Annotated in this window: 14 protein-coding genes; all 14 read right to left on the bottom strand. The window is 35.5% G+C overall.

Translation table 11 applies throughout. The annotated features are described in order from the left end of the window. Positions 1 to 122 precede the first annotated feature (122 nt). On the bottom strand, positions 123 to 7,307 hold the full coding sequence (gene sprA / locus ACE94K_RS06710; RefSeq protein WP_378181767.1) for a cell surface protein SprA: 7,185 nt from the start codon (positions 7,305 to 7,307) through the stop codon (positions 123 to 125). Positions 7,308 to 7,312: 5 nt separating this feature from the next. After that, positions 7,313 to 7,894: a Holliday junction branch migration protein RuvA gene (ruvA, locus tag ACE94K_RS06705; protein ID WP_378181764.1), complete on the bottom strand. Its 582-nt coding sequence runs from the start codon at positions 7,892 to 7,894 to the stop codon at positions 7,313 to 7,315. A 129-nt stretch (positions 7,895 to 8,023) separates the two neighbouring features. Continuing rightward, positions 8,024 to 10,336 carry an NADP-dependent malic enzyme gene (locus ACE94K_RS06700; protein ID WP_378181762.1) on the bottom strand — a complete coding sequence of 771 codons (2,313 nt, stop codon included), beginning with the start codon at positions 10,334 to 10,336 and terminating at the stop codon, positions 8,024 to 8,026. A gap of 143 nt (positions 10,337 to 10,479) precedes the next feature. Continuing rightward, on the bottom strand, positions 10,480 to 12,423 hold the full coding sequence (locus ACE94K_RS06695; RefSeq protein ID WP_378181760.1) for a trehalase family glycosidase: 1,944 nt from the start codon (positions 12,421 to 12,423) through the stop codon (positions 10,480 to 10,482). A gap of 16 nt (positions 12,424 to 12,439) precedes the next feature. Further along, positions 12,440 to 14,158, bottom strand: coding sequence for a sodium:solute symporter (locus ACE94K_RS06690; protein WP_378181757.1), 1,719 nt, complete (start codon positions 14,156 to 14,158; stop codon positions 12,440 to 12,442). 208 nt (positions 14,159 to 14,366) lie between these two features. After that, a complete protein-coding gene (queG, locus tag ACE94K_RS06685; protein ID WP_378181754.1) occupies positions 14,367 to 15,290 on the bottom strand; it encodes a tRNA epoxyqueuosine(34) reductase QueG in 924 nt (307 codons plus the stop codon). 6 nt (positions 15,291 to 15,296) lie between these two features. Beyond that, a complete protein-coding gene (locus ACE94K_RS06680) occupies positions 15,297 to 16,619 on the bottom strand; it encodes a cytochrome P450 (protein ID WP_378181751.1) in 1,323 nt (440 codons plus the stop codon). A 31-nt stretch (positions 16,620 to 16,650) separates the two neighbouring features. Beyond that, positions 16,651 to 17,673 (bottom strand): Holliday junction branch migration DNA helicase RuvB, encoded by a 1,023-nt coding sequence (gene ruvB / locus ACE94K_RS06675; RefSeq protein WP_378181748.1) that lies wholly within the window; start codon positions 17,671 to 17,673, stop codon positions 16,651 to 16,653. A 157-nt stretch (positions 17,674 to 17,830) separates the two neighbouring features. Further along, on the bottom strand, positions 17,831 to 18,484 hold the full coding sequence (locus ACE94K_RS06670) for a hypothetical protein (protein ID WP_378181745.1): 654 nt from the start codon (positions 18,482 to 18,484) through the stop codon (positions 17,831 to 17,833). A gap of 200 nt (positions 18,485 to 18,684) precedes the next feature. Beyond that, positions 18,685 to 20,505, bottom strand: a complete 1,821-nt coding sequence (locus ACE94K_RS06665; RefSeq protein WP_378181742.1) for a cbb3-type cytochrome c oxidase subunit I — start codon at positions 20,503 to 20,505, stop codon at positions 18,685 to 18,687. 51 nt (positions 20,506 to 20,556) lie between these two features. After that, positions 20,557 to 21,633 carry a cytochrome c oxidase subunit II gene (locus tag ACE94K_RS06660; protein WP_378181739.1) on the bottom strand — a complete coding sequence of 359 codons (1,077 nt, stop codon included), beginning with the start codon at positions 21,631 to 21,633 and terminating at the stop codon, positions 20,557 to 20,559. Positions 21,634 to 21,666: 33 nt separating this feature from the next. Then, a complete protein-coding gene (locus ACE94K_RS06655) occupies positions 21,667 to 23,025 on the bottom strand; it encodes a quinol:cytochrome C oxidoreductase (RefSeq protein ID WP_378181736.1) in 1,359 nt (452 codons plus the stop codon). Between the two features lie 35 nt (positions 23,026 to 23,060). Then, positions 23,061 to 23,708, bottom strand: coding sequence for a c-type cytochrome (locus ACE94K_RS06650; RefSeq protein ID WP_378181733.1), 648 nt, complete (start codon positions 23,706 to 23,708; stop codon positions 23,061 to 23,063). Positions 23,709 to 23,713: 5 nt separating this feature from the next. Beyond that, positions 23,714 to 24,253: a DUF3341 domain-containing protein gene (locus ACE94K_RS06645; protein ID WP_378181730.1), complete on the bottom strand. Its 540-nt coding sequence runs from the start codon at positions 24,251 to 24,253 to the stop codon at positions 23,714 to 23,716. Position 24,254 lies beyond the last annotated feature (1 nt).

The raw sequence follows: 24,254 nt of genomic DNA, 5'->3' as shown, positions 1-24,254 counted from the left end.
TAAGAAGACGAAAATAAATCTATTTTATCAAATTTTAGAAAAACAGCATCAAAAATTATTAAAAATTAATTCATCTATGATTTATACAGGAAAAAGTGCTACCCATTATTTTCGCAAGAATCTTAATTTCCAAAATTATACCTAAGCGTAAAACCTCCTCTTATGGTAGTCTGCGGAAAAGCAGTAGATATTGAATACTCAGAAAAAGTATGATCATAAAACAACAAAGCGGTGAGATTCTTACTTAATGCATAGTCTGCGGTAAACTTAATCCCATAAATATCCTGCCCGGCGGTTACTTGTGTATTATCAATATCGAGATATCTAATTACCGTTTCGTTTTGACGTAGTGATAAATCTGCTCTAAAATTCAAATCACTCTTTAACGTTGTCTTTTTACCTGCAATTTTAGTAACAAACGTTAGGTCCTGTAATCTATAACCCAATCCGATAATATATTCGTTCCCTTGAATTTCTGTCAATAAATTATTATCAAAACTTAGAGATAATGCTCTATCTTTTTTCCATTCTGCTAAAATTTTAATAGAATTTTTCATTTCCATATCCAAACGAATGAGCGGGCTAAACTGTTCTGTAAGGTTTACGTTAGCATACAATTGAGGGTTTTTAAAATTCTCCCCTTCATCTAACTCATCAGGATTATTAGGATTATACTCCAGATTTGTTTGAAATTGATTAATCGTATAATTCGCTCGGTATCCGTGTGCCATAGAGAATCGTTTAAAACGTTTCTTAAACCACTTTAAATTCATCAAACCAGTATATTTAACATCCCAGTTCGGAAGCGGCACATCTCTAAATGCTCCTTTTTGTATACTTCCTGCGTCTGCACCAGAGTAGGCTGCAAGAAAAGCAGGTAATAACACTGCCTGATTTGACCTACCATATCCATCAGGAAAACCATCTCCATCAGAATCTGTGGTAACTCCTCTTTCTGCTGCTAAACGTCTTGCAATAATTAATCTATTTTCTCTAAACTTATCAAATGTTTCCGAGCTAAACTCATCGCTCTTTTTAAAAGCAGTTTTGATCAACAGTGTAGAGATTGTATAGTTACCAAAAACATTTGGAGTTAGTGAGGTATACGGATCATCTAAAATAATATTACCAATGTTATCCAGATTTACTTTATAATTCTCGTTATAAGTTTCAGAGTAATTTCTACTAGCACTGACATCGATTTTAAGGTCTTTTAGTAAATCCACAGAGGCTTGAACGTTTAGTTGTCTTCCTTCAACTTCTCTATATTGCTGATTAAAATTTGGGAACAAGGTTAACCAACCATTTCTAGCGGCAAGATCTCTTATTTCTGCCTGACTACCAAAGGTGAAGCCCGCGGTAGGTTTTAAAGTTCCTACAAAACCGGGTTCGCGCAAATATCCGGGTAAGAAAATACCATTATCCTGTTGGTAATTCACATTTACTTTCTTTACAGCAGTAACTAATCCAATTGCAGTGTTCAAAATTTTATCACCTACAGTTAGCTTACTGGATTTTTTCTTGGTTCTCTTTTTGCTGTTGCTGGCTAAACCTGGCTTAGCCTCCTCTTTTTCTTCATTTTCTTTCGAGTTTTTTTTCTTTTTTGCTCTATTTCTTCCAGGTTTCTTTTTAGTTAAACCAACATATTTATACAGCGTTCCCATATCCAGAGAACCATTTACTGTATGTACATTAGCATTCTGTATTGTATTTCCTAAATCTGGGATTCCGTCTAGAGTTTTTAAAGCCTCACTACCTTTGGTCCATTGAAAATCAGCAGTATATGAATATGTAGCTCTCATGAATTTAAACAGCGGTATTTTACTAAAAGGTATCTCGTAATTTACCTGTAACTGCTGACTATGAAAGTTAGGATCTCCTATATCGAACAATCCACTCCATACACCAATGGATTCATCAACTCTACCTTCATCATCAATAAAATTCTTCACAATTCTATTATTGGCAGAGTTAAAGCTAAAATTAAGAGATTTTGTCAAATTATAATTAATCCCGTATTGCCAATCAAATAAAAAGTTTCGTTGCGTTAGTGCTTGCGGTGCAATGCTCCCGGGCTCTAAGGTAATATCTCTAAAAACTTGCTCATTAAATTGTCTTGTAATATTAGAGTTTACCGAAACACTTGTAGGCAAAAGGTTGAAATTGAAATCTTTTAAAAGGTCAAAATACTTACTTTTTCCTAACAACTTTATTTTCTTAAAAGGCTCGACTTCTTTTGGTTGAAAACTAAAATCATAAGTCCCCCCTAAACGAACGCCTTGTTCTAAGGAGTTTTCGATTTCGAAATCGTGGTGATCTGTTTGATTATAAGTACCAGAAAAAGCAAAATTTTCTACGTCATATGGCATTGGTTTTGAATCACCTGTTCTTTCTTTACGAAGCCCAATTACATTAAAACTTTGTCTTTTCGTATAATTAACTGACTGTTTTCTAATTCTTTCTTTCTCCTCTGGATCTGTTTCTCTATCCAATCTGTCCTCCAGCTCAAGATCTAAAAATTCTGGATCGTATTGTGGTGTAATCAACTCTTCTCCCCTACTATAATTGAATGGAACCTGTATCCCCCATTTCTTAGGTAACAACTGTCCCAAGTTTACATTAGTGGTCAGATCATATTGTTTCACATCTTCAATACTTCTCTCATTGGGTCCTTGTTCTATGCCTCCAAAACCTATAGTACTAATTCTTCCTGAAGCACTCACTGTTGCAAAATCAGCAATATTTGCATCTACACTTCCTACAGTGGCCCAACCACCTTGGTTTTTGAGGTCGCTTAAACGCATTTCATTAAACCAAACCGAACCTGATTCAGAAGAATCACTTGAGTTTTTTACACCAACCATCATTATTTGAACATCTCCAAAATTAGGATTCCCTTTGATTCCAACTCTTAAATTATTTGGACCATCAAAAAAGTTAAGTTCTGAGCTGTTTAATGATGGGTCTCCTATGACGGTAGCTTTAATCTCTTGAAGAAATGCTAAAGGAAGATTCAGTCTATTGTTCGTAGGCCATACTTCTTCCGCATTTCTAGTATTGATATCAGAGACTTCTAACGGCAACTCTATTTCATAAAAGTTATTGGTAAAATCATTCCCCATCCTGATAAATGCGGTCAATTCTCCGTCCTGTAAAGAATTTTGTTCAGGCAAGTTTTCTGCATGTAAGAACATTTCCAGGTTTTCGTATTGACGCATATCTACATTAAAGTTTTTGTAGACACCGCGACCATCACCGACCTGAAGATCATTTACCGTTAACGCTAATGATCTTTCATCCTCTCTTATAGTCGTGTTGTTATTGATCAACTCCTCTCTTCTTACCCCCGGAGGTGTAACATAATTAGGTGTTTCTTCAGAACTTACAGAAGTTACGATTACATCATTTCCATTGATATTTAAGCCATTTGTTGGATCATTAACAGTATTACCCGCCTGTATATACCTTCTGTAATCGCCCCGAACCAGATCCAAAGTGGCAAACCTTAAAATCACTGGCTGATCAAAGTCGGTTACTATCATTCTCATAAAACGAACTGACCTAAAGTCATTTTCGCCAATATTCTGTCTACCTGTAGGTTCGTAAATTGGGATTTTAAATCGAAGCCATTTATATCCGTGACTCTGACCGTTCAGTACTGTCCTTGTATCTTCTCTTTTGTCTGTTATGTATCCGGTACCACCGTCATTACCAATATCCATTCCCTGAAAAATAGGGATTTCATATTCGTAATAACTATCGATGGTGTTCATCGTATTATCCCGGTTTACATCTTCGGCGGTAGGAAATGTAGTATTTCCTCGATCATCATTAGCTACGCTTGTAGGAGAGTTTCCTTGAGCACCGTTGTAATCTCTATACCTGTCGACAATGCCGCCTTCTGCCTGCAAGAAATACCTATAATTATCATTTGCCGGATCTTCTGGATCAAAAGCCGGAAACTCTGTAGCTTCTTGACTATCGTCTAAACCATCGTACCCTACATCTTGATTTTGTCTTGCCTGCCCTTCAGTATCAAACGCATAAATCAATGATTGATTGATTGGAACCTTACCAAATTCTGTTGCAAATGTGTCTTCATCAGAACCATCTGCCGGCAACCCGTTTTCATATTGTTTTCTTCCATCCTTTAAAACATCCTCACTAATGTTTCCTAGATTAAAGATAATCTTTCCACTTGTTGCATTAGTCAACGGACTTTCTCCTCCTCCCGGATCAAAAAAGGGATCCATCAACCAAAACTCAATAAACTCTACATTCGATTGCTCGAAATTCGTAGAGGTTAATTGCCGCATTATTCCACCAAAATTATCTTCGGGATTTGGCAACACATTATCCGTTGCATTATTATTATAGTTATACGGACCACGTTCTGAGGGTCTATAATATAAATCAAGAGGAAACAAAGCCAATGTTTGGCCCTGAACTATATCAAGATCTGGAAATATCTCATCGTTAAAAACTCTTCTGGCAGGATTAAATGCTAAATCCTCATCAGTGATACCACTTGGTCTCCCGTTGCTGTAGAAAATTGGATCTATTGTATACCAAGATAGGTCAGCTCTTCTAAATCCTGATTCAATACCTGTTGGTACGACCTCTTCATTTGGGTTATTAGAACCAAAACCAATAGGTACACTGGATAGTTCCCAAGACAATGCTGAACTTACATCAATTTGTGTTTGAGCTCCTTCAAAATCATCAATATAGGTGGTAACTTCGCCCCCAAAATCTGCACCTCTTGGAGCTCCTGCGAATAGATAAGCGCCCTCTGCTCTTACCGAAATATTCGAAGGTACATCTGTATCAATATTAGGTAACTTGTTTACCATTCTGGTAAGAAATGGTACTTCTGTAGAATAGTTAAGATTGAAGCCTAGTAATGTATTATTAATGGGTTCGAAATTATAACTGGATTTTTGAGTGATTGGTCTTTCATTAAGGTTTAGATAGGTACCACCAATTATAAAGTCGTCGCTAAATTTATGTTCAATATTTAATCCTGTAAATCGTTTGGTTTGTTGTCCGAAAACTGCATTATTTTCTGTAGAAACCTGAATAGGTGTATTAGACGCCAGCAATGCTTCATCCAGAATATTTACTCTTCCTAATTGATAATTTACTGTATAATCTACACCTTCTTGCAAAGTTCGACCTCCGGCGGTTACTGTCACCGATCCTTGTGGAACATTAAAAGCACCTAGAGGAATTCCATCTTGGCCAGAAGATTTATACCTCCCTTTTAAACGGAAATATTGATTCTCTGCAGCTTGCTGACGTGCAATCACTTTTGTCTGTGTGTATAGTTCTCTAAACACGTACTTACTCTGGTTTCCGTTATAAGCCGCTGGATTTGTATAATCATTTGGATTTGGAGCCCCATCATTATCCAACTTATTAAAAAGGTGTTGTCCAAAGGGTTCTACTGTAGTAAAAATGACCCTTCCATTTTCGGGATCTATGGTTAAACCTGGTACATAATCAAAGAATCCGTCTCCCGCCCCATCTGCTCCTAATACGGGGTCATTGTTGGGGTTCAAACGATCCATATTAAAAACCGTCAGTAATCTGGTCTGTTCTACATCATCAGGTAACGGGACAGCGGCGTTTTCGGCCTGAGTGATGTAATTAACCGCAGAAGGGTTTGCATACACTATATTTAACCTAAAATCTTCTGCACTTAATCTAAACGCCCCCGTGTTATAGATGTTTTTCATCATCAAATCCCAGATTGGAAGATCCACTCTAAATATTGGGCTTTTTAGCATTTTTACGATCAAACTATTACTGGATCCTGATGGTACTCCTCCGTTCGAGTCATTTCCTACTGTGGCATCAACCCCATCATTAGCAAATTCTCCAACCTGATAGACCGTACCTCCAGAGGTATATTGAAAAGCAACCGCCAATACCTCATCATTATTCAATTTTTGATTTAAAGAGATATATCCTAGTTGTGTATTTAGTGTATATTCATTAGGGTTTAATTGTCTGGCATTTTCTAAAATCGCGTAATCCTCACCTTCGCTAAAGCCAGAAATTGCTCCTGTAAATCCTCGCTGTACAGTGGATATTTGTCTTACTGCATCTGTTACAGGCCCTGCAGGTCCAATAGCAGTGGGATCTAGATCATTATTCCCATTATCAGGGAACGCTCCTGCAGGTTGATTGAACAATGATGCTGGAATAGTAACATTTCCAGCTACAGGTGATTCTCCAAGATCTTGTAGCGCTACAATATTTCTTGCATCGGTTAAGGTTTGAGCGCTTGTTGCTCTATTTGTAACCCAAACTTCTATTCTTGTAATTTGAATATTGTTATTGATGAACGGATAATTAGTAAGTGCATTATCATATGTATCTCTAAAGAAATGAGATAAGAAATAGTGTCTATTATCGTCGTATTCTACAGCTTCTATTTCAAAATCTTCAACAGTTCCTCCTCCTTGAACGTTCACTGATCTGGTTTCGGATCGCTGTTCAGAATACACTGCAGTTACCATTGTTCTACCAAATTGTAACCCAAGTTTTGCTCCAAAAAGACTTTGAGAACCTTGAATAAGTGAATTATTTATCGGCATCGCGACATTTCCAATCTCTATGCTTCGTATAATATCATCCTCTGTTGGAGTGTACTCTAGTTTTATCTGATTTTGAAAATCAAAAGTAGATTCAGTATCGTAATTTGCTGTTATCTGAAGTCTTTTCCCAACTTTACCAAGCAAACTTAAACTGATTCTTTGATCAAAATCAAAGGTAAAATTACTTCGGTTTCTAGGAGAAAATGCTGGATTATCCTGTTTTGTATATAATATTCCCAAATCCATTTCTACAGAACCCTGCGGAATTATTTCGATTTCGCTTCCGCCGAAAATAGTTTCGAAAAAATTAGAGTTTACATAAAAAATAGGAAGAAGATTCTTCCGTTTTTCTTCACTTCCATCAGTTTTTCCACTAAAAGCACTTATTTTTTCTTTAAAATAATCTCTTCGCTGTTCTTCTTCAACTAATGTTTCAAATTCCTCTGGAGTAAGAAAAAGAGGATATCTCACATTAAACGATCCTAACATCTCGCGATAAATATAGCGATTGGTAATCGGATCATATTCATATTTTGAGACAATACTATTAGGATCAGGAAGTGAAATTTCACCCAGAGAAAAGGTAGTGCTGGTAGAATCTCTAACGGTCTCGTTCTCCTGACCAAAAAGAACTCCACTATATAGTGCAATTAAACAAACTAATCTCTTTAAAAATTTAAAATGTAAGGAATGTAACGAACTCAATGCTTTTACAAATTTTTTAGTGCTTGTTTAATAATATTTTCTACGGTTTCAGCGGGGTTAGTTTTTAGGATCCTGTCAACAACCTTTCCTGTTTGTTTTCGATTAAATCCAAGGGTTTCTAAAGCAGATAACGCTTCATCCTTATTAGTATTGTTTAGGGACATAGAAACTTCATCAATATCGTAAACTTTAAGAATTTTATCCTTTAGATCAATAATTACCCGTTGGGCTGTTTTTGCTCCAATGCCTTTGATAGACTGAATCGTTGCGACATCGTTAGATGCAATAGCATCTTTGATCTGATTGGGATGTAATGAAGACAACATAGTTCTGGCAGTGCTAGCCCCGATACCTGAAACAGAAATTAAAAGGCGAAAAATTTCACGTTCTGATTTTTCTGCAAATCCAAACAATGTATGTGAATCCTCTTTTACCTGAAGATGCGTATATAATTGTAAAAGTTCTTGATCGGGTAATAGCGAAAATGTATGTAACGAAATATGGAGAATATATCCTATTCCGTTACAATCAATTATTACATCGGTAGGATTTTTCTCTACAAGTCGCCCCTTGATTTGTGTAATCATTAGTTAAATGAATGTTAAGCTTTCAAAAGTAATAAATTTATACTACAATGTGGTTCAAAAAAAACAAGCTTCAAAACTAGAGTATTTTTGAAGCTTGTTAGGTTATTTTGCTTTCTTTATTAATTGTTTCTATACCTCGTCAGAAACTAAAGAAAATATTTCTTTCTCCCTTTTTTCTTTCTCTTGGGCATCAATAACAGCCACAGCAGCAACGTTTACCATTTCTTCAACACTTGCTCCAAGTTGAAGTATATGAACAGGCTTTTTCATTCCCATCATAATGGGTCCAATTGATTCTGAATTATTAAGTTCCTTTAACATTTTATACATACTGTTTGCAGAATCTAAATTGGGAAACACTAAGGTATTCACTTTTCGCCCATTAAGTTTAGAAAAAGGAAATTTATCCTTTCTCATATCTCTATTCAAAGCAAAATCCATTTGTAACTCTCCATCTACGACTAAGTTAGGGTAATAACGGTGCAAATAGGAAACAGCGTCTTTTACTTTAGAAGCATTTGGATGTTTTGATGACCCAAAGTTGGCGTAGGATATCATTGCCACCACAGGATCCACTCCAAACATTTCTACTGTTCTTGCTGTCATCTGAGCAATTTTTGCCAATTCTTTTGAAGTAGGATCAATATTGATAGATGTATCACTTATGAATAAAGGACCTTTATCAGTCATCATCACATTCATAGTAGCAATACGTGAAGCTCCTTTTGCCAAACCAACGAGTTCCAGCATCGGTTTTAATACAGTAGGATAACTACGAGAATAGCCTGATAAGAGGGCATCCGCATCTCCTTCATTTACCATCATCGCGGCAAAATAATTACGCTCTCTCATTAAACGCTGCGCCCCATATAATGTTATTCCCTTTCTTCTATGATCTTCCCAGTATTTCTCTGCATATTTATTTTTTCTATCAATTTCTTCATCTGCTTTAGGATCGATTATAGTGACTCCGTTAGGATCAAAATCAATCTCCTTCATTAATTCTAAAATAACATCTTTTCTTCCTAATAAAACCGGAAAAGCAATCCCTTCTTCTTTTACAGTTTGCGCAGCTTTAAGTACATCCAGATGATCTCCTTCTGCAAAAACGACTCTTTTTGGATTAGACTTAGCCCGATCCATCAATAATCGTACTAACTTATTATCATTACCCATTCGTTCTAATAAGTCGCTCTCATACTTATCCCAATCCTGAATTGGTTCTGTTGCAATTCCACTCTCCATTGCGGCTTTAGCCACCGCCGGGGGTACTTTGGCAATTAAACGAGGGTCAAAAGGCTTAGGTATGATATAATCTCGACCAAAATTAAGTCGGGTTTCGCCATAGGCTATATTTACCTGTTCCGGTACCGGTTCTTTTGCCAATTCAGCAAGGGCTTTTACAGCTGCCATCTTCATCTCTTCGTTAATTCCGGTTGCCCTCACATCTAATGCTCCTCTAAAAATAAAAGGAAAACCAAGTACATTGTTCACCTGATTAGGATGATCACTTCGACCGGTTGCCATGATGATGTCTTTGCGTGTATCTATTGCCAGATCATAACCAATTTCAGGATCAGGATTTGCCATTGCAAATACTATTGGATTATCGGCCATAGACAATAACATTTTTGGATCTACCAGATTAGCCATAGATAAACCGATGAACACATCGGCATCTTTCATAGCATCTTCCAGTGTATCTAGATCCCTAGTTGTAGCAAACTCGGCTTTCTCTGGTGTCAGGTTTTCTCTATCCTTGCGAATCACACCTTTACTGTCGGTCATTACGATGTTTTCATCTTTTGCACCAAAGGCTTTATAAAGTCGTGTACAAGAGACTGCCGCTGCTCCTGCTCCACTCACTACAATTTTAACATCTGCTATATTTTTTTCGGCAATTTCTAAAGCATTTAATAGCGCAGCTGCAGATATAATAGCGGTTCCGTGCTGATCATCGTGCATTACCGGAATATCCAATTCTTCTTTTAGTCGTCTTTCGATTTCAAATGCTTCGGGCGCTTTAATATCCTCCAGATTAATTCCTCCGAAAGTGGGAGCAATGTTTTTTACAGTTTCAATAAATGCATCCACATCTTTGGTATCTACCTCTATATCAAAAACATCAATATCAGCAAATATCTTAAATAACAGTCCTTTTCCTTCCATTACAGGTTTTGAAGCTTCGGGTCCGATGTCTCCAAGTCCTAAAACCGCAGTACCATTAGATATCACCGCGACAAGATTACCTTTTGCGGTGTATTTGTATACATTAGCTGTATTTTTTTCGATTTCCAAACAAGGTTCTGCCACTCCGGGAGAATATGCCAGAGACAAATCTCGTTGGGTAGCATACTTTTTGGTAGGAACTACTTTTATTTTACCAGGGGTAGGTTTGGCGTGATAAATTAGTGCTTCTCTTCTTTTACTTTCGATACTCATACTAAATCAATAAAAATTGTGTGCTATACAAAGGTACAAGTATGTATGAAATGCAAAAGATAAAACCTAGTTAACTTTAAAAAAATAGAAAAATTAGAAAACTTATTGGTTTTTTATGAATTTTATTACGAATTGCATAAAAATTAATCTCTTTTGCTAAATATAACATCAGGATCTATCAACTGATCTAATTGAGTCTTTAGTTTTTCATCTAATACATCTAATCCCAACTGATAAGAAGCATTCATCCATCCAAATCCGCTAGGAGTAATATAATCGAACTCAGTACCTACATTGCCATATTCTGCATATACTTTATGTGTACATTTTACCACGTCGTATTTTTCGGGTATCGTACCGTTATAATTAACTGCATTTTTTGTAATCATCCATAGCCATCGATACACAAGTTCCTGGGCTTCTTCTTGATACCCATAATTCATAAGACCTCTCCAGATGATCATTTGATGTGGTGCCCAACCATTAGGATAATCCCATTGTCTCTGTGGTGCGTTAGGATCTTCTTTATTTGCAATATCGGTAGTAGCCGCTACACCTCCTTTTTGAACTAAATTATTAAATAAGTTTTTTACCAAGGAAGCAGCCTGCTCTTGAGAACATACGCCAGCCCAAAGCGGATAATAATTAGTTGCCGATTCTATCTGCTGCTGCGTTTTGGTAACAAAATTATAATCATAGTACGCTCCTTTTTCCTCATCCCATAGCAGATCATTCATCCGTTCTTTTCTTTTCGCTGCTTTTTCTAACCAAAAAGAAGATATATACTCCTCAGAATTGATAACGAATTTATCCTTAAACGCCTCTTTGATCAAATAGGCGATGTCCAACTCATACTTATACAAAAGGCTGTTAATTCCTACCGTATTAAGATCAATACAAACACCATCTAATCTATTAGACGTATCGTGACCACTTTCTCTCATGGATCGATCATGGGTAAAATATAAATCAAGCCCTTTATCTATAATTTCTCCAGTATTGTACTTTTTTGTAAACTCATCCAGACCTAAGTTATAATTTTCTGCATACTTGGTTAATATAAAATCGAAATGACCTTCTTCGGTTTCTGGTGGGATTCCAATTCCTTCTCCATAGAAACGACTTAATCCATTATTTGTAAGTCTTATGCCTTTTTCCATCCAAACAGTTTCGTATTCCTTTATGACCATTTTTAGATTATACGATAACCAATCTCTTGAAACTTTAGGATTTTGCTGATATATTTCCTTTACTAAGGAACTATAAAAAGGTGGCTGTGTTCTGGTTAAATAATAACTTCTATTTGCATTTAAAATTTTACCATAATGCTCAATCTGATACCCAAAGTTATCTGCCATCGACATGGCCAAATCTGTTCGATTATCAATTAAAAGACCAATAGATTCAAAATAACTATCCCAACCATACATTTCATTAAATCTACCACCGGGAACAACGAACGGCTTTGCTCTATAATTTCCATTTGCATCTGTATAATGAGCTAAATTTAAAATACCAGAAACTTCATTTAGTGTTTTTACATATTCTGGAGTTATGTTCTCAGGCAATGTGATTACGTTCAGTTTAGGAATTTCTGATTTTATAGATTGAAAATACGTAATCGCTTCTTTATCACGATATGGAATATATAACCTAAAAGTATCAGTCTGTGATTTAGTATCTTCTAATACTTTTGCTAATCCGGCTTTATCAACTGATCTAGTTAAGTTATCCCAATATCTTGTTCTGATTAATCTTGAAATCCGGCTGCTTGGAGGTTCAGTAATTTTTTCGAAAGATATCGTATCTCCTTTTTCGGCGATTGCTAATTCCTGTAGTAAATTAGATAAATGATACGTTCCTTGTATGATATGTGATTCTCCTTTAGCATCAATAAATTCAAACTTCTTCGGTCCTTTATCATCGATCGTAATTTTTTTATCCCCATCCGTATCTTCTTGTAGGATTAATTTATCCAGAGTTTGCTGATGGTTTATATACTCCGTTTTTTTTTCATTCTTACATGCTAAAAACATCATAAAAAGTATCGGGAGTAGAATGATATACTTACACTTTATATCTATCATATTTTATCAATTAATGTTACCAAAAGAATCCAACAACCACAGCGGTTACAATTAGAAGAATCACTGACAAAATTCTATAATTTTTATACCAAGGCAATCCTGCAAGATCTTTAGATTCCTCTCTAAACATTTCTCTTTTATAGGTATACTCTTTTACCTGTTGCTCTGACTGAGGTTTAGTAGCTAAACTTACAACCATATGAAGTACGACACAAATTACAAAAAGCCACGTTGCTTTTGCCAGAAAATGTAATTCGTTTACTGCAGGAACCCAATCAAATGTTTGAGACAGGATCATTAGAACAGCTAATGAAAACCCGGTTAACAAACTAACAATAGATCCATTTCCGTTGGCACGTTTCCAGAACAGTCCCAACACAAATGTGGAAACAGCAGGCGGACAGGTGTAAGCAATGACTAATTGCAGGTATGTCCATAATGAATCGCTTACACTTTCAATAAACGGAACCCAGGAAATTGCCAACACTACCAAAATTACCGTAGTAATTTGACCGACCCTTACTAATTGTTTGCTGGTAAGTTCTGGTTTTAGTTGTTTTACAAAATCCATCGTTACTAATGTAGACGCAGAATTAAAAGTTGCAGAAACTGATGACATCATTGCTGCCATCAACCCCGCTACTACCAATCCCAAAACTCCAACAGGTAGTAACTGAAATAGTAATACCGGATAGGTAAGATTAGGACAATCAGAAAGATTATTACAGATAGTTCCATCTGTTAAGGCATAATTAAGGCTTGTAATATCTAACGTGCTAAACAATAATAAAGCGAGTACCCCTGGTACGACCATAATAAAAATCACTGGTAACTTAAGCAACCCTGCAAATAAGGCTCCCCATCGCCCGTGATTGAGATCTTTTGCTCCCAAAACTCGTTGCACCATAAACTGATTATTGGCCCAAAAGTAAAACCCAAGTAAAGGTACTCCGGTTAACAATCCCCACCAAGGCATAAATTCATCATTATCGGGTCTCACCAAACTAAACACTTCATCAGAATTTGCCGGTATATATTTTCCTTCGGCTAAACGGTCTCCAAAATTTACTTCTCCAGCAGATAACATAGTGTCTAATTTTGCCATCATTCCGGACCATCCACCACCTAATTGATCAAATGCAAAATATGTTAACAGACAAGATCCAATAATAAGTAATACTGCTTGGATCACCTCTGTTTGGATTACAGAATTTAATCCTCCAGGAATCGTATATGCCGCAGCTGCAACCGCCAGAATTACCAGGATCAAGGTAGAATCCATAGAAGGGAATAATAATGTCAATACTATTTTACCCACATACAGCCCTGCGGCCGTATCCACCAAAATATTACCCACAACCGTAATAAATGAGAAATAATATCGGGATCTTTTGTCATATCTGCGCTCTAAAAACTCTGGCATGGTGTAAACTCCCGATCTCAGATAAAAAGGAAGAAAGAAAATCGCAAAAAAGATCAGTACAACAACGGCAAACCACTCATAGTTATATACATTTATATTTGTCTGATAGGCATCGGAGGCTAATCCGACTAATGTAGAACTAGAAATATTTGCAGAAAACAAGGCTATCCCAACGATTGGCCAGGTCATGGTTCTTCCTCCTAAAAAATAGTCTTCAGAACTCCCCCGTTTAGATTTTGAAATTCCGTAGATAATAATCCCGATGAGATATACTACTATAACAGTAATATCGATATAAGATAATTCGTTCATGTGTGAAATGTTTAATGCTTTACGTACTTTTTAGCTCTTTAGTGTATTAAATATTAGAATGATTTACATACCAATCATTTAGTTTTTTAGCTAAAAACCTGATGAATATACAAGATTATCTTAAAATTTATGTGATTTTTTAGATCAAAAATCTATACATAATCTATGCAAACGTTTGTATTATGAAATTATCAAACAGCCAAAGACTTTATTTGAGAAAATCAATATTTCGTTTTAGACCAGAAAATTTAGTTCGTTTTACTGCAGATTTCTGAAATACTTTAGAAAAAACCTCTTGAGTAATTTCTTCCCAATCTCTTTTGGTCATTGCCAACAATTCTGGTTTAGGATTAAAAAGAGGTTCATTATGTGGTTTTGAAAATCGATTCCAAGGGCATACGTCCTGACACACGTCACACCCAAACATCCAGTTATCAAACTGACCTCTGTAATGAGCTGGGATTTCGTCCTTTAACTCTATGGTAAAATAAGAAATACATTTACTACCATCGACCACATACGGATCTACAATTGCTTGGGTCGGACAAGCATCTATACAAGCTGTGCACGTTCCACAATGATCGGTTACAGGTAAATCATATTCTAGTTCTAGATCTACAATCAATTCTGCTATAAAATAATAGGATCCCACTTTTTGGGTAAGCAGGTTACTATTTTTACCAATCCATCCTAAACCACTTTTTGCAGCCCAAGCTTTGTCTAAAACAGGTGCCGAATCAACGAACGCTCTACCGTGTACTTCTCCTATATTTTCGGTAATAAATTCCTGAAGCTTTTTTAATTTTTGCTTTATTACCTGATGATAATCCTGACCGTAAGCGTATTTGGAGATTTTAGGAGCATTAGGATCTTTTTGTGTTTCAGAAGGATAATAGTTCAGTAACAGTGATATGACACTTTTTGAACCTTCTACCAATAATGTCGGATCTAGCCGTTTGTCGAAATGGTTCTCCATATACGACATTTGCCCTTGCATATTATCGCTCAACCATTTTTCTAATCTTGGAGCTTCTTGCTCTAAAAATTCCGCTTTACTTACTCCACAAGATAAAAACCCGAGACGCTTGGCTTCGCTTTTAATTAATTGAGTATGCAAGTTTGTATTGCTCACCAGATGTTACCTTTTTTCAAATTTCAATATAGCATTTACCGGTTTTAAGGTAATCAATGGTTTAATTTTTATTTCGGAAATCGAAGTAGAAATTTTATACTTTTTCACTATTTCACTTACAGTATAAATCATTTCATACATTGCAAAATTACTACCTACACACATTCTGGGACCTGCTCCAAAAGGAAAATACCAATCAGAATATTCTTTTTTATGATCGGAATGAAAACGATCTGGATTAAAAACCAATGGGTCATTCCAGAAATCCCGGTGTCTGTGTATCTCATAAAATGAAATAAGAACTGTTGTTCCTTTTGGTAACGAAATACCATTGTACGAATCTTGTTCTATACTTACACGATCTGAGAAATATGCCGGTGGATATAAACGCATCGCCTCCTCAACACATTGTGCAGTATATTTATTCTTTTCAAACTGCTCCATTAACGCTAATTCTTCTAAGCCCTGAGCGTCAACTTCGTTGTATACTTTATCCTGAATCTCGGGATGCAACGCTAATAGACTTAAACAAAAGGATAATGCGTTTGAGGTAGTTTCGTGTCCTGCTACAAACAAAATAAGAATTTCATCTATTAGCCTTTCATTATCCATTCTACCGCCGTCCTCATATGTTGAACTCAATAACATATCTAAAAGATCATCATATGAATTTTTTGATTTCCTTCTTTCTTCAATAATATTATTCAGAATATCTCTAGCCTCCTGTGTTAAAGTAAGCGTACTCTTAATTTGACCACTAAGGCTAAACCACCATCTTTTATAAGGCTGTCTAATTTCTTTTATTAAAGATTTCTGAGCAGCCTCCGTAATGTGTTGAAGCCTGGCCATTGTATCACCAGTGTCTGTATAACTAAAAAGAGATTTTGCAACCACCTTAAAAGCCAAATCATTCATTAAAGGATAGATATCCATAGAAACATTAGGTTCTATTTTAACGAGTTCTTCTTTAATACTTTGTCTTATTGTCTTTGCTATTAAATCAATCTTTTTTTTGTAAAAAGCAGGTTGAATCAGTCTTCTCTGTCGTAACCAATGTTCTCCATTAGAAGTCAGTAAACCATTTCCAATATATTTCCCTAAATCTTTAGTCTGAAGTGTTGATTTATGGTACTTACGATGTTGATTTTGTAACATATGTTTGGCAAAACCTGCATCTCTGGTAAAAATCACAGAGTTCCCAAATCCTAAGCTCACTTCAAAAAAATCTCCATATTTTTCGAAATTCTCACGATGAAATGGCAATGGGTTGCTTAAAATCCTTTTTGCATTTTTCAGCACTTTTAAAAAGGAAACTTTTGGAATTACCATATTTCTTTTTGTTGGTTATAAAGAATAAGTATTAGAACAACCCTCCTTGAATACCTCCTTTTATGCGTCCGAGATGTTTATACGCTGCCTCGGTAACTTCTCTACCTCTAGGTGTGCGCATTATAAATCCTTGTTGAATTAAAAAGGGTTCATATACCTCTTCTATGGTTTCAGCACTTTCACTTACTGCGGTTGCAAGAGTTGTAATCCCTACAGGGCCTCCTTTAAACTTATCTATCAATGTAGTTAAAATTTTATTATCCATTTCGTCAAGACCGTGTGCATCTACATTAAGCGCTTTTAATGCAAATTTCGAAATCTCAATATCAATCTTACCATTACCTTTTATCTGTGCAAAATCCCTAACTCTTCGAAGCAAAGCATTAGCAATCCTAGGAGTACCTCTACTTCTTCCTGCTATTTCAATCGATGCCTCCATAGAAATGGGAACATTGAGAATATGTGCACTTCTTTCTACAATTGTAGCTAATAATTCTGTTGTATAGTACTGCAGCCTAGATTGGATACCAAACCGTGCTCTCATCGGAGCCGTTAGCAAACCAGATCTTGTAGTAGCGCCTACAAGAGTAAAGGGATTTAAATTAATTTGAACCGTACGCGCATTAGGACCACTTTCAATCATAATATCGATTTTATAGTCCTCCATAGCAGAGTATAAGTATTCTTCTACAATCGGACTCAATCGATGAATTTCATCGATAAACAATACATCTCTATCATCCAGATTGGTCAACAAACCTGCTAAATCACCGGGTTTATCCAAAACAGGGCCCGAAGTAACTTTAATTCCAACACCCAGCTCATTAGCTAGAATATGAGCTAATGTAGTTTTACCTAAGCCCGGAGGTCCGTGAAACAGCGTGTGATCTAGTGCCTCATCTCTTAGGTTAGCAGCTTGAACAAAAATCTTTAAATTCTCGAGAACCTGATCCTGTCCAGAAAAATCTTCAAAAGCAAGTGGTCTTAAAGCCCTTTCTATATCCAGATCCTCATTAGAATAGTTTTCGTTCGATGGATTCAGGTTTTCGTTCATAAATAATAAATTTCAATATTCTCTAACAAATATAACATACTAAGCTTGAAAAATTATTTTGATTTAACATCAAATCTTTTGAAGCCGTTTTATTTGCTTTTAAATCCGATCATAACCTTCACTCAAATAGTCCCTCGACACAAAAATAATCACTGTTCTAAATAAAACTAGAAACGTTATTTTTTTCAAAGGGTTTAGCACTTATTAAAAATTTTAAATAAAACAACATAGCCACAACATCTGCCGAATAGATAACCGCTTCAAAAACTGAGTTTTGATAATACAATTCTTGTATCGGAACCAAAGCATTTACCAAAATACAACAACTTGCAGCAATTAATAAATAATAAGAATGAGTATATCGATTTCTTAAATAAATCAGAAAACAACACCCTAAGAAATAGAATAACGAAACTATAATCATTATTGCATAAAAAATAGAATTTTTGAAACTAGGCATTGTCAAGCTAAAAATTGAAAAAGCAAGATACAGAACCAATAACGAAGTTATAAACACAGAGGGAGATACTAGCTCTTTGTACTTGAAGTTTCTAAAGGAAATAAATGGTATTAAAAGATGAGAACTTAACAGATAATATGCTGACAAGAGCATAGCTATAAAATCAAAAAAACCATCAAAATCACTTAGAACAAGTATATCATTTAAAATGATGATCACAATAATCATCGGATATAATACACTTACTTTTTTTTTATTCTCTAAATAAATCCAAATCAATGCTAATGAAGAAACTGGTTTTATATAAACCAATTCTTCGTTACCAAAAAACAGCCCACAGAAAAAAACCACGATTATGGTTATATAACAAAAAACGTGTGCTAGGGACAAAGAGTTCAAATATTTGTTACCGTTTTAATATTACTACAATCTAACTTAATGAACCACTAAGGTACTATTTTCATTAATTCAAAAAAACATTCACGGTATATAAAAAGAAAGACCCTTTTGAACTTTTGTCAAAAGGGTCCTTTATTAACTCTTAAAAAATTTTAATGATGTAACTCTTCTTCTCCATCCTGTAATGGAACGATCTGAGAAACAAAATCCTGTCCAGGAATTACATATTCGCCATCTTCTCTTGTCTTGCTATAATCATAAGGCCATCTGTATACGTGAGGTATAGCTCCAGGCCAGTTACCGTGTAAATGTTCTACTGGAGTAGTCCATTCCATGGTATTAGAATTCCAAGGATTCTGCGTTGCTTTCTTTCCGTAGAAAATAGAATGTATAAAGTTATATAAGAATACCAATTGAGCAGCTGCTGTAATCAAAGCAAAAACTGTAATTAGTACGTTTGTATCCGCTAAATCATCAAAATATGGGAACGCACTGTTTGTATAATAACGACGTGGTAAACCTGCCATTCCTATAAAGTGCATTGGGAAAAATACTCCGTAAGCTCCAATCGCAGTTACCCAGAAATGCACATATCCCAAATTTTTATTCATCATCTTACCGTACATCTTCGGGAACCAATGATACACTCCTGCAAATAAACCATATAGCGCAGAGATACCCATTACCAGGTGAAAATGGGCTACTACGAAATACGTGTCGTGTACATTAATATCCAATGTACTATCTCCTAAAATAATCCCCGTAAGACCACCTGTAATAAATGTAGAAACCAATCCTATAGAAAATAACATTGCAGGGTTGAGCTGCAAATTACCTTTCCAAAGTGTTGTTATATAATTAAATGCCTTAACCGCAGAAGGTATTGCAATTAATAAAGTTGTAAAAGTAAATACTGATCCTAAGAATGGATTCATCCCCGAGATAAACATATGGTGACCCCAAACAATAGTAGACAAAAATGCAATCGCCAAAATCGAAGCTACCATCGCCCTATATCCAAATATTGGCTTACGAGCATTGGTTGCTATAATCTCTGAAGTAATTCCTAAGGCTGGCAACAATACAATGTATACCTCTGGATGACCTAAAAACCAAAATAAATGCTCAAACAGCACCGGAGAACCTCCTTGGTTATGTAATACCTCTCCTGCTATATAAATGTCACTTAGGTAGAATGAGGTTCCAAAACCTCTATCCATTATTAATAATAAGGCAGCAGATAGTAATACAGGAAATGATACAATACCAATAATAGCAGTTACAAAAAACGCCCATATAGTCAAAGGCATACGAGTCATCGACATCCCTTTAGTTCGTAAATTAATTACTGTTACAACATAATTTAATGATCCTAACAATGAAGAAGCAATAAAGATTGCCATAGAAACTAACCATAAGGTCATACCTGTTCCAGAACCTCCAATCGCTTGTGGTAATGCACTAAGAGGTGGATAAATAGTCCATCCGGCAGATGCAGGTCCAGCCTCTGCAAAAAGAGACAATACCATAATGACACTACTAAGGAAAAATAACCAATATGAAACCATATTCAAAAATCCTGATGCCATATCTCGCGCTCCAATCTGTAAAGGAATTAAGAGGTTACTAAAAGTACCACTCAATCCAGCTGTTAAAACGAAAAACACCATGATAGTACCATGAATTGTAACTAGTGCTAAATACATACTTGGATCCATCACACCATCTTGTCCAAACTTGCCCAACAATACTTCAAAGACTGTAAACTTGTGATCAGGCCAAGCTAATTGTAATCTAAATAACAAGGACATGGCAATACCAATAATACCCATAATCAAACCAGTAATCAAATACTGTTTAGAGATCATTTTATGATCCTGACTAAAAATATATTTAGTAATAAATGTCTCTTTATGATGATGTCCGTGATCGTGGTCTTCTGCATGACCATCTACGTGTGCTATTGCTGACATACGCTATAATTTTTTATTAAAATATATTAATTTTTCTTTTTCTTTTCTTCCTTAATTACTTGCTTGAGCAGATAACTGCTCCTTGAACGTTTGTTGTTCTTTTAACCAAGCATTATAATCTTCTTCAGACTCTACTACAATTTTCATTTGCATATTGTAATGCGAAGCCCCACAAATTTTATTACATAACAAATAGTAATCAAATTCATAATTTTCAAGAGCTTCGTCTCCGGCTGCAACTAAGTCTTTACTTTTCTCTCTTCTAATTTTGTTTATCGTTGCAACTTTCTCCACCATAAACTCACTGTTACGCATTTCTTCAGAAGTCATGGTGGGTGTATATGAAAACTCTGTAATCATACCCGGAACCACATTCATTTGTGCTCTAAAAAATGGCATATAGGCAGAATGCAAAACATCTTGCGAACGCATTTTAAAGATTACCTTCCTGTTCACTGGTAAATGTAGTTCATTTACAATCTTATCATCCATACCATAAGAATCTGATGCATCAAGTCCTAAAGTATTTACACCTTCTATAAAACGAACGTTTGCTTTTCCTAATACATTATCCTCTCCAGAATACCTAGCCCTCCAATCGAACTGGTATGCATACAATTCTATTATTAGAGGATTCCCTTCTTCTTCATCAATATTCATAATATCTGTCCAGGTAAACAATCCGTATATGATCAATCCTGCCAAAACAATTACGGGTATGATTGTCCAAATAAACTCCAACTTATCATTGTCTGCAAAAAACAATGCCTTATTGTTTTTGTTACCTCTGTATTTGTATGAAAAGAAATGCAATAATCCCTGAGTAATGATCTGAACAAACATAATCAACACCATTGATATTAACATCAATCTATCATATTCAACTCCGTGCTCTGATGCAGACTCCGGAAGGAAAAAACTGTTATATTGTACAAAACAAAAGATTGTTAAAAGGTATATAAATATCACAAAAGCAAGCATCAACTTACCTTGTAAGTTATTATCCTTGTCATTAGCTACCTGAGAATTATCTGCATCTTTAGCTTGAGACAATTTCAATATTTTTGACATCTGCCATAAGGAGATCCCAATAAGCGCTACAACTACTATGGTTAAGAATACAGTCATTTTTTATCTATCTTCTTTTTTACAATCTATTTTTTAATAATGAAAGTGTTTACTTTCTTCGATATATGGATTCCCTTTTGCTAGTAATGGTGCTTTGGTTAGTGCTTTGAATACTACAAATAAAAATAATCCTAAGAAAAGCATTACTGCACTAATTTCGGTAATACCAATGAACCAAGATTCTCCCACAGTGGCCGGCATAACCATATTGAACACATCCACATAATGCCCACACAAAATAATAATACCTGCCATTACCACAAACCAATTAATACGTTTGTAATCACTGTTCATTAATACCAATAGTGGGAAAATGAAATTCATTACCAACATTCCAAAGAATGGTAGTTTATAATCCTCAATACGAGTAATAAAGTATGTTACCTCTTCAGGAATATTAGAGTACCATATCAACATAAACTGAGAAAACCAAAGATACGTCCAGAATATACTAACACCGAACATAAATTTTGCCAAATCGTGAATATGACTATTATTAACGAACTCTAAATATCCTTTTGATTTTAGGTAAATTGTTATCAACGCAATAGTTGTTATACCCGATACGAATAAACTTGCAAATACATACCATCCGAATAAGGTACTAAACCAATGCGGATCAAAACTCATTATCCAATCCCAAGACGCCATAGATTCTGTATATATAAAGAATACCAAGAAACCAGCAGAGATTTTAAAACTCTTTTTATACCACTTATTACCCGTTGCATCTTCGTCTTGTTTTCTAGAATATTTCACTGCAAAATGACGATATAACATCCAACCTCCTAAGAAAATAGCTGCTCTGATTAAAAAGAACGGTACATTTAACCATCCACTTTTTCCTGCGATTAAAGCATCGTATTTATCGCTAGAAGGATCTATTAACTCAGAATCCATCCAATGAAAAATATGATTCATATGGAATCCTGAAAACATCAAAATAACAAATAAAATGATCCCTCCGGGAACTAAATATGCCGTTATAGCCTCCATTACTCTAAATAATACGGGAGACCAACCAGCTTGAGATGCAAACTGAATCGCATAAAATGCCAATACACCAAGCGCAATCATAAAGAAGAAAAACGCCGCTACATACAATGCAGCCCAAGGTTTATTTTGTAATTGATGCAATACGTGAGTATAATGTTCATCTCCACTATGGTGGTCCTTCTCTAAACCATTTTCTGCGTGGATTGTATTTCCTTTGTGAATTTCAGCAGCTTGTGAATCCCCGTGACCACTTCCATGGGCATCGTGACTTGCCATCATTTCTTTTACCTCTTCAATAGAACTCGGAGCCGAAAGAAAACCTATAGTAAGGCCTATTGCACCAACCACCACAAGAATGATAGAAAATAATTTTAATTTACTTGATAGCGTATACATATTTATATAATATCGTTATTCTTAACTATTATTAATTAGTGAGTTTCTTCGATTTCTTCAGGTCTTTTCTCCACAGCAGGAATAAGACTTGAAGGCGCATCGCTTTCTTTATCTATTCTAGGTGTCTTCCCCTCAAGATCCGCTTTTAATTTTTCAACATATTGTACGATTTGCCATCTTTCTTGCTCATCTGTCTGTGAAGCATATGAACCCATCGAATTTATACCATAGTACATTACGTGATAAATACTACCTTCAGTAATCGCCCTTCCTACATCATCATAACTAGGAACCCCAAGAATTTTTTCTCTTTTTACTAAAGTGCCTTTTCCATCTCCCTTGGTTCCGTGACATATAGCACAGTAGATATCATACAATGCCTTACCTGCTTCCTCATTTTCTGTGGTATAACGGATTGGGTTCTTCAGAGAGTCTTTTGCCAATTGATAACCTTCAGGTGAATTCTTAAAATCGTATGGCATCCATCCTCTTGGCACAGAACCTTCTACAGGTAACATAGCTTCCTGATCTCCTGGAAAAACACTGTATTCCCCATAAGCTTCATAACCTATTGGTTCATACATATTAGGCATATATTGATAATTAGGTTTAGAATCTTTCTGACAAGAGACGAAACTTATTATCACTATTGCTACTACTATTATATTTAAACTATTCTTCATTATTACTAATGGTTATCTTCTTGCTTATCTATTATCTTGATTTCTACAGCGCCTGTGTTACTTAAGAAAGTGGTCATTGTTTCCACATCGTGGTTACCAGCATCTACTTCCATCAAAAAATGATCATCTGTAGTTCTCACATCGGGGTTTTCAGCTTCTTTAAATGGCCATAGCTTACTTCTCATATAGAAAGTGATTACCATTAAATGCGCTGCAAAGAACACCGTAAGCTCAAACATAATCGGAACAAAAGCCGGCATGTTTTCTATATAACTAAAACTTGGTTTTCCCCCTATGTTTTGCGGCCAATCTTCGATCATTATGTAATTCATCATGGTGATCGCCACTGTTAATCCAACACATCCATAAAGGAAAGATGTAATCGCTAACCTTGTAGGTTCTAATCCCATTGCCTTATCAAGACCGTGAACAGGAAAAGGTGTATAAACCTCTTCAATATGATAATGCTCTTTACGAACCTGCTTTACAGCGTCCATCAGGACATCATCATCTGTATATAATGCATGTATAACTTTAGATGCCATA

Origin of the sequence: Aquimarina besae, assembly GCF_042434905.1 — a bacterium.
Taxonomy (GTDB): domain Bacteria; phylum Bacteroidota; class Bacteroidia; order Flavobacteriales; family Flavobacteriaceae; genus Aquimarina.
Note: the sequence above shows the minus strand (reverse complement) of the source record. Positions and strands in the feature narration are given on the sequence as shown.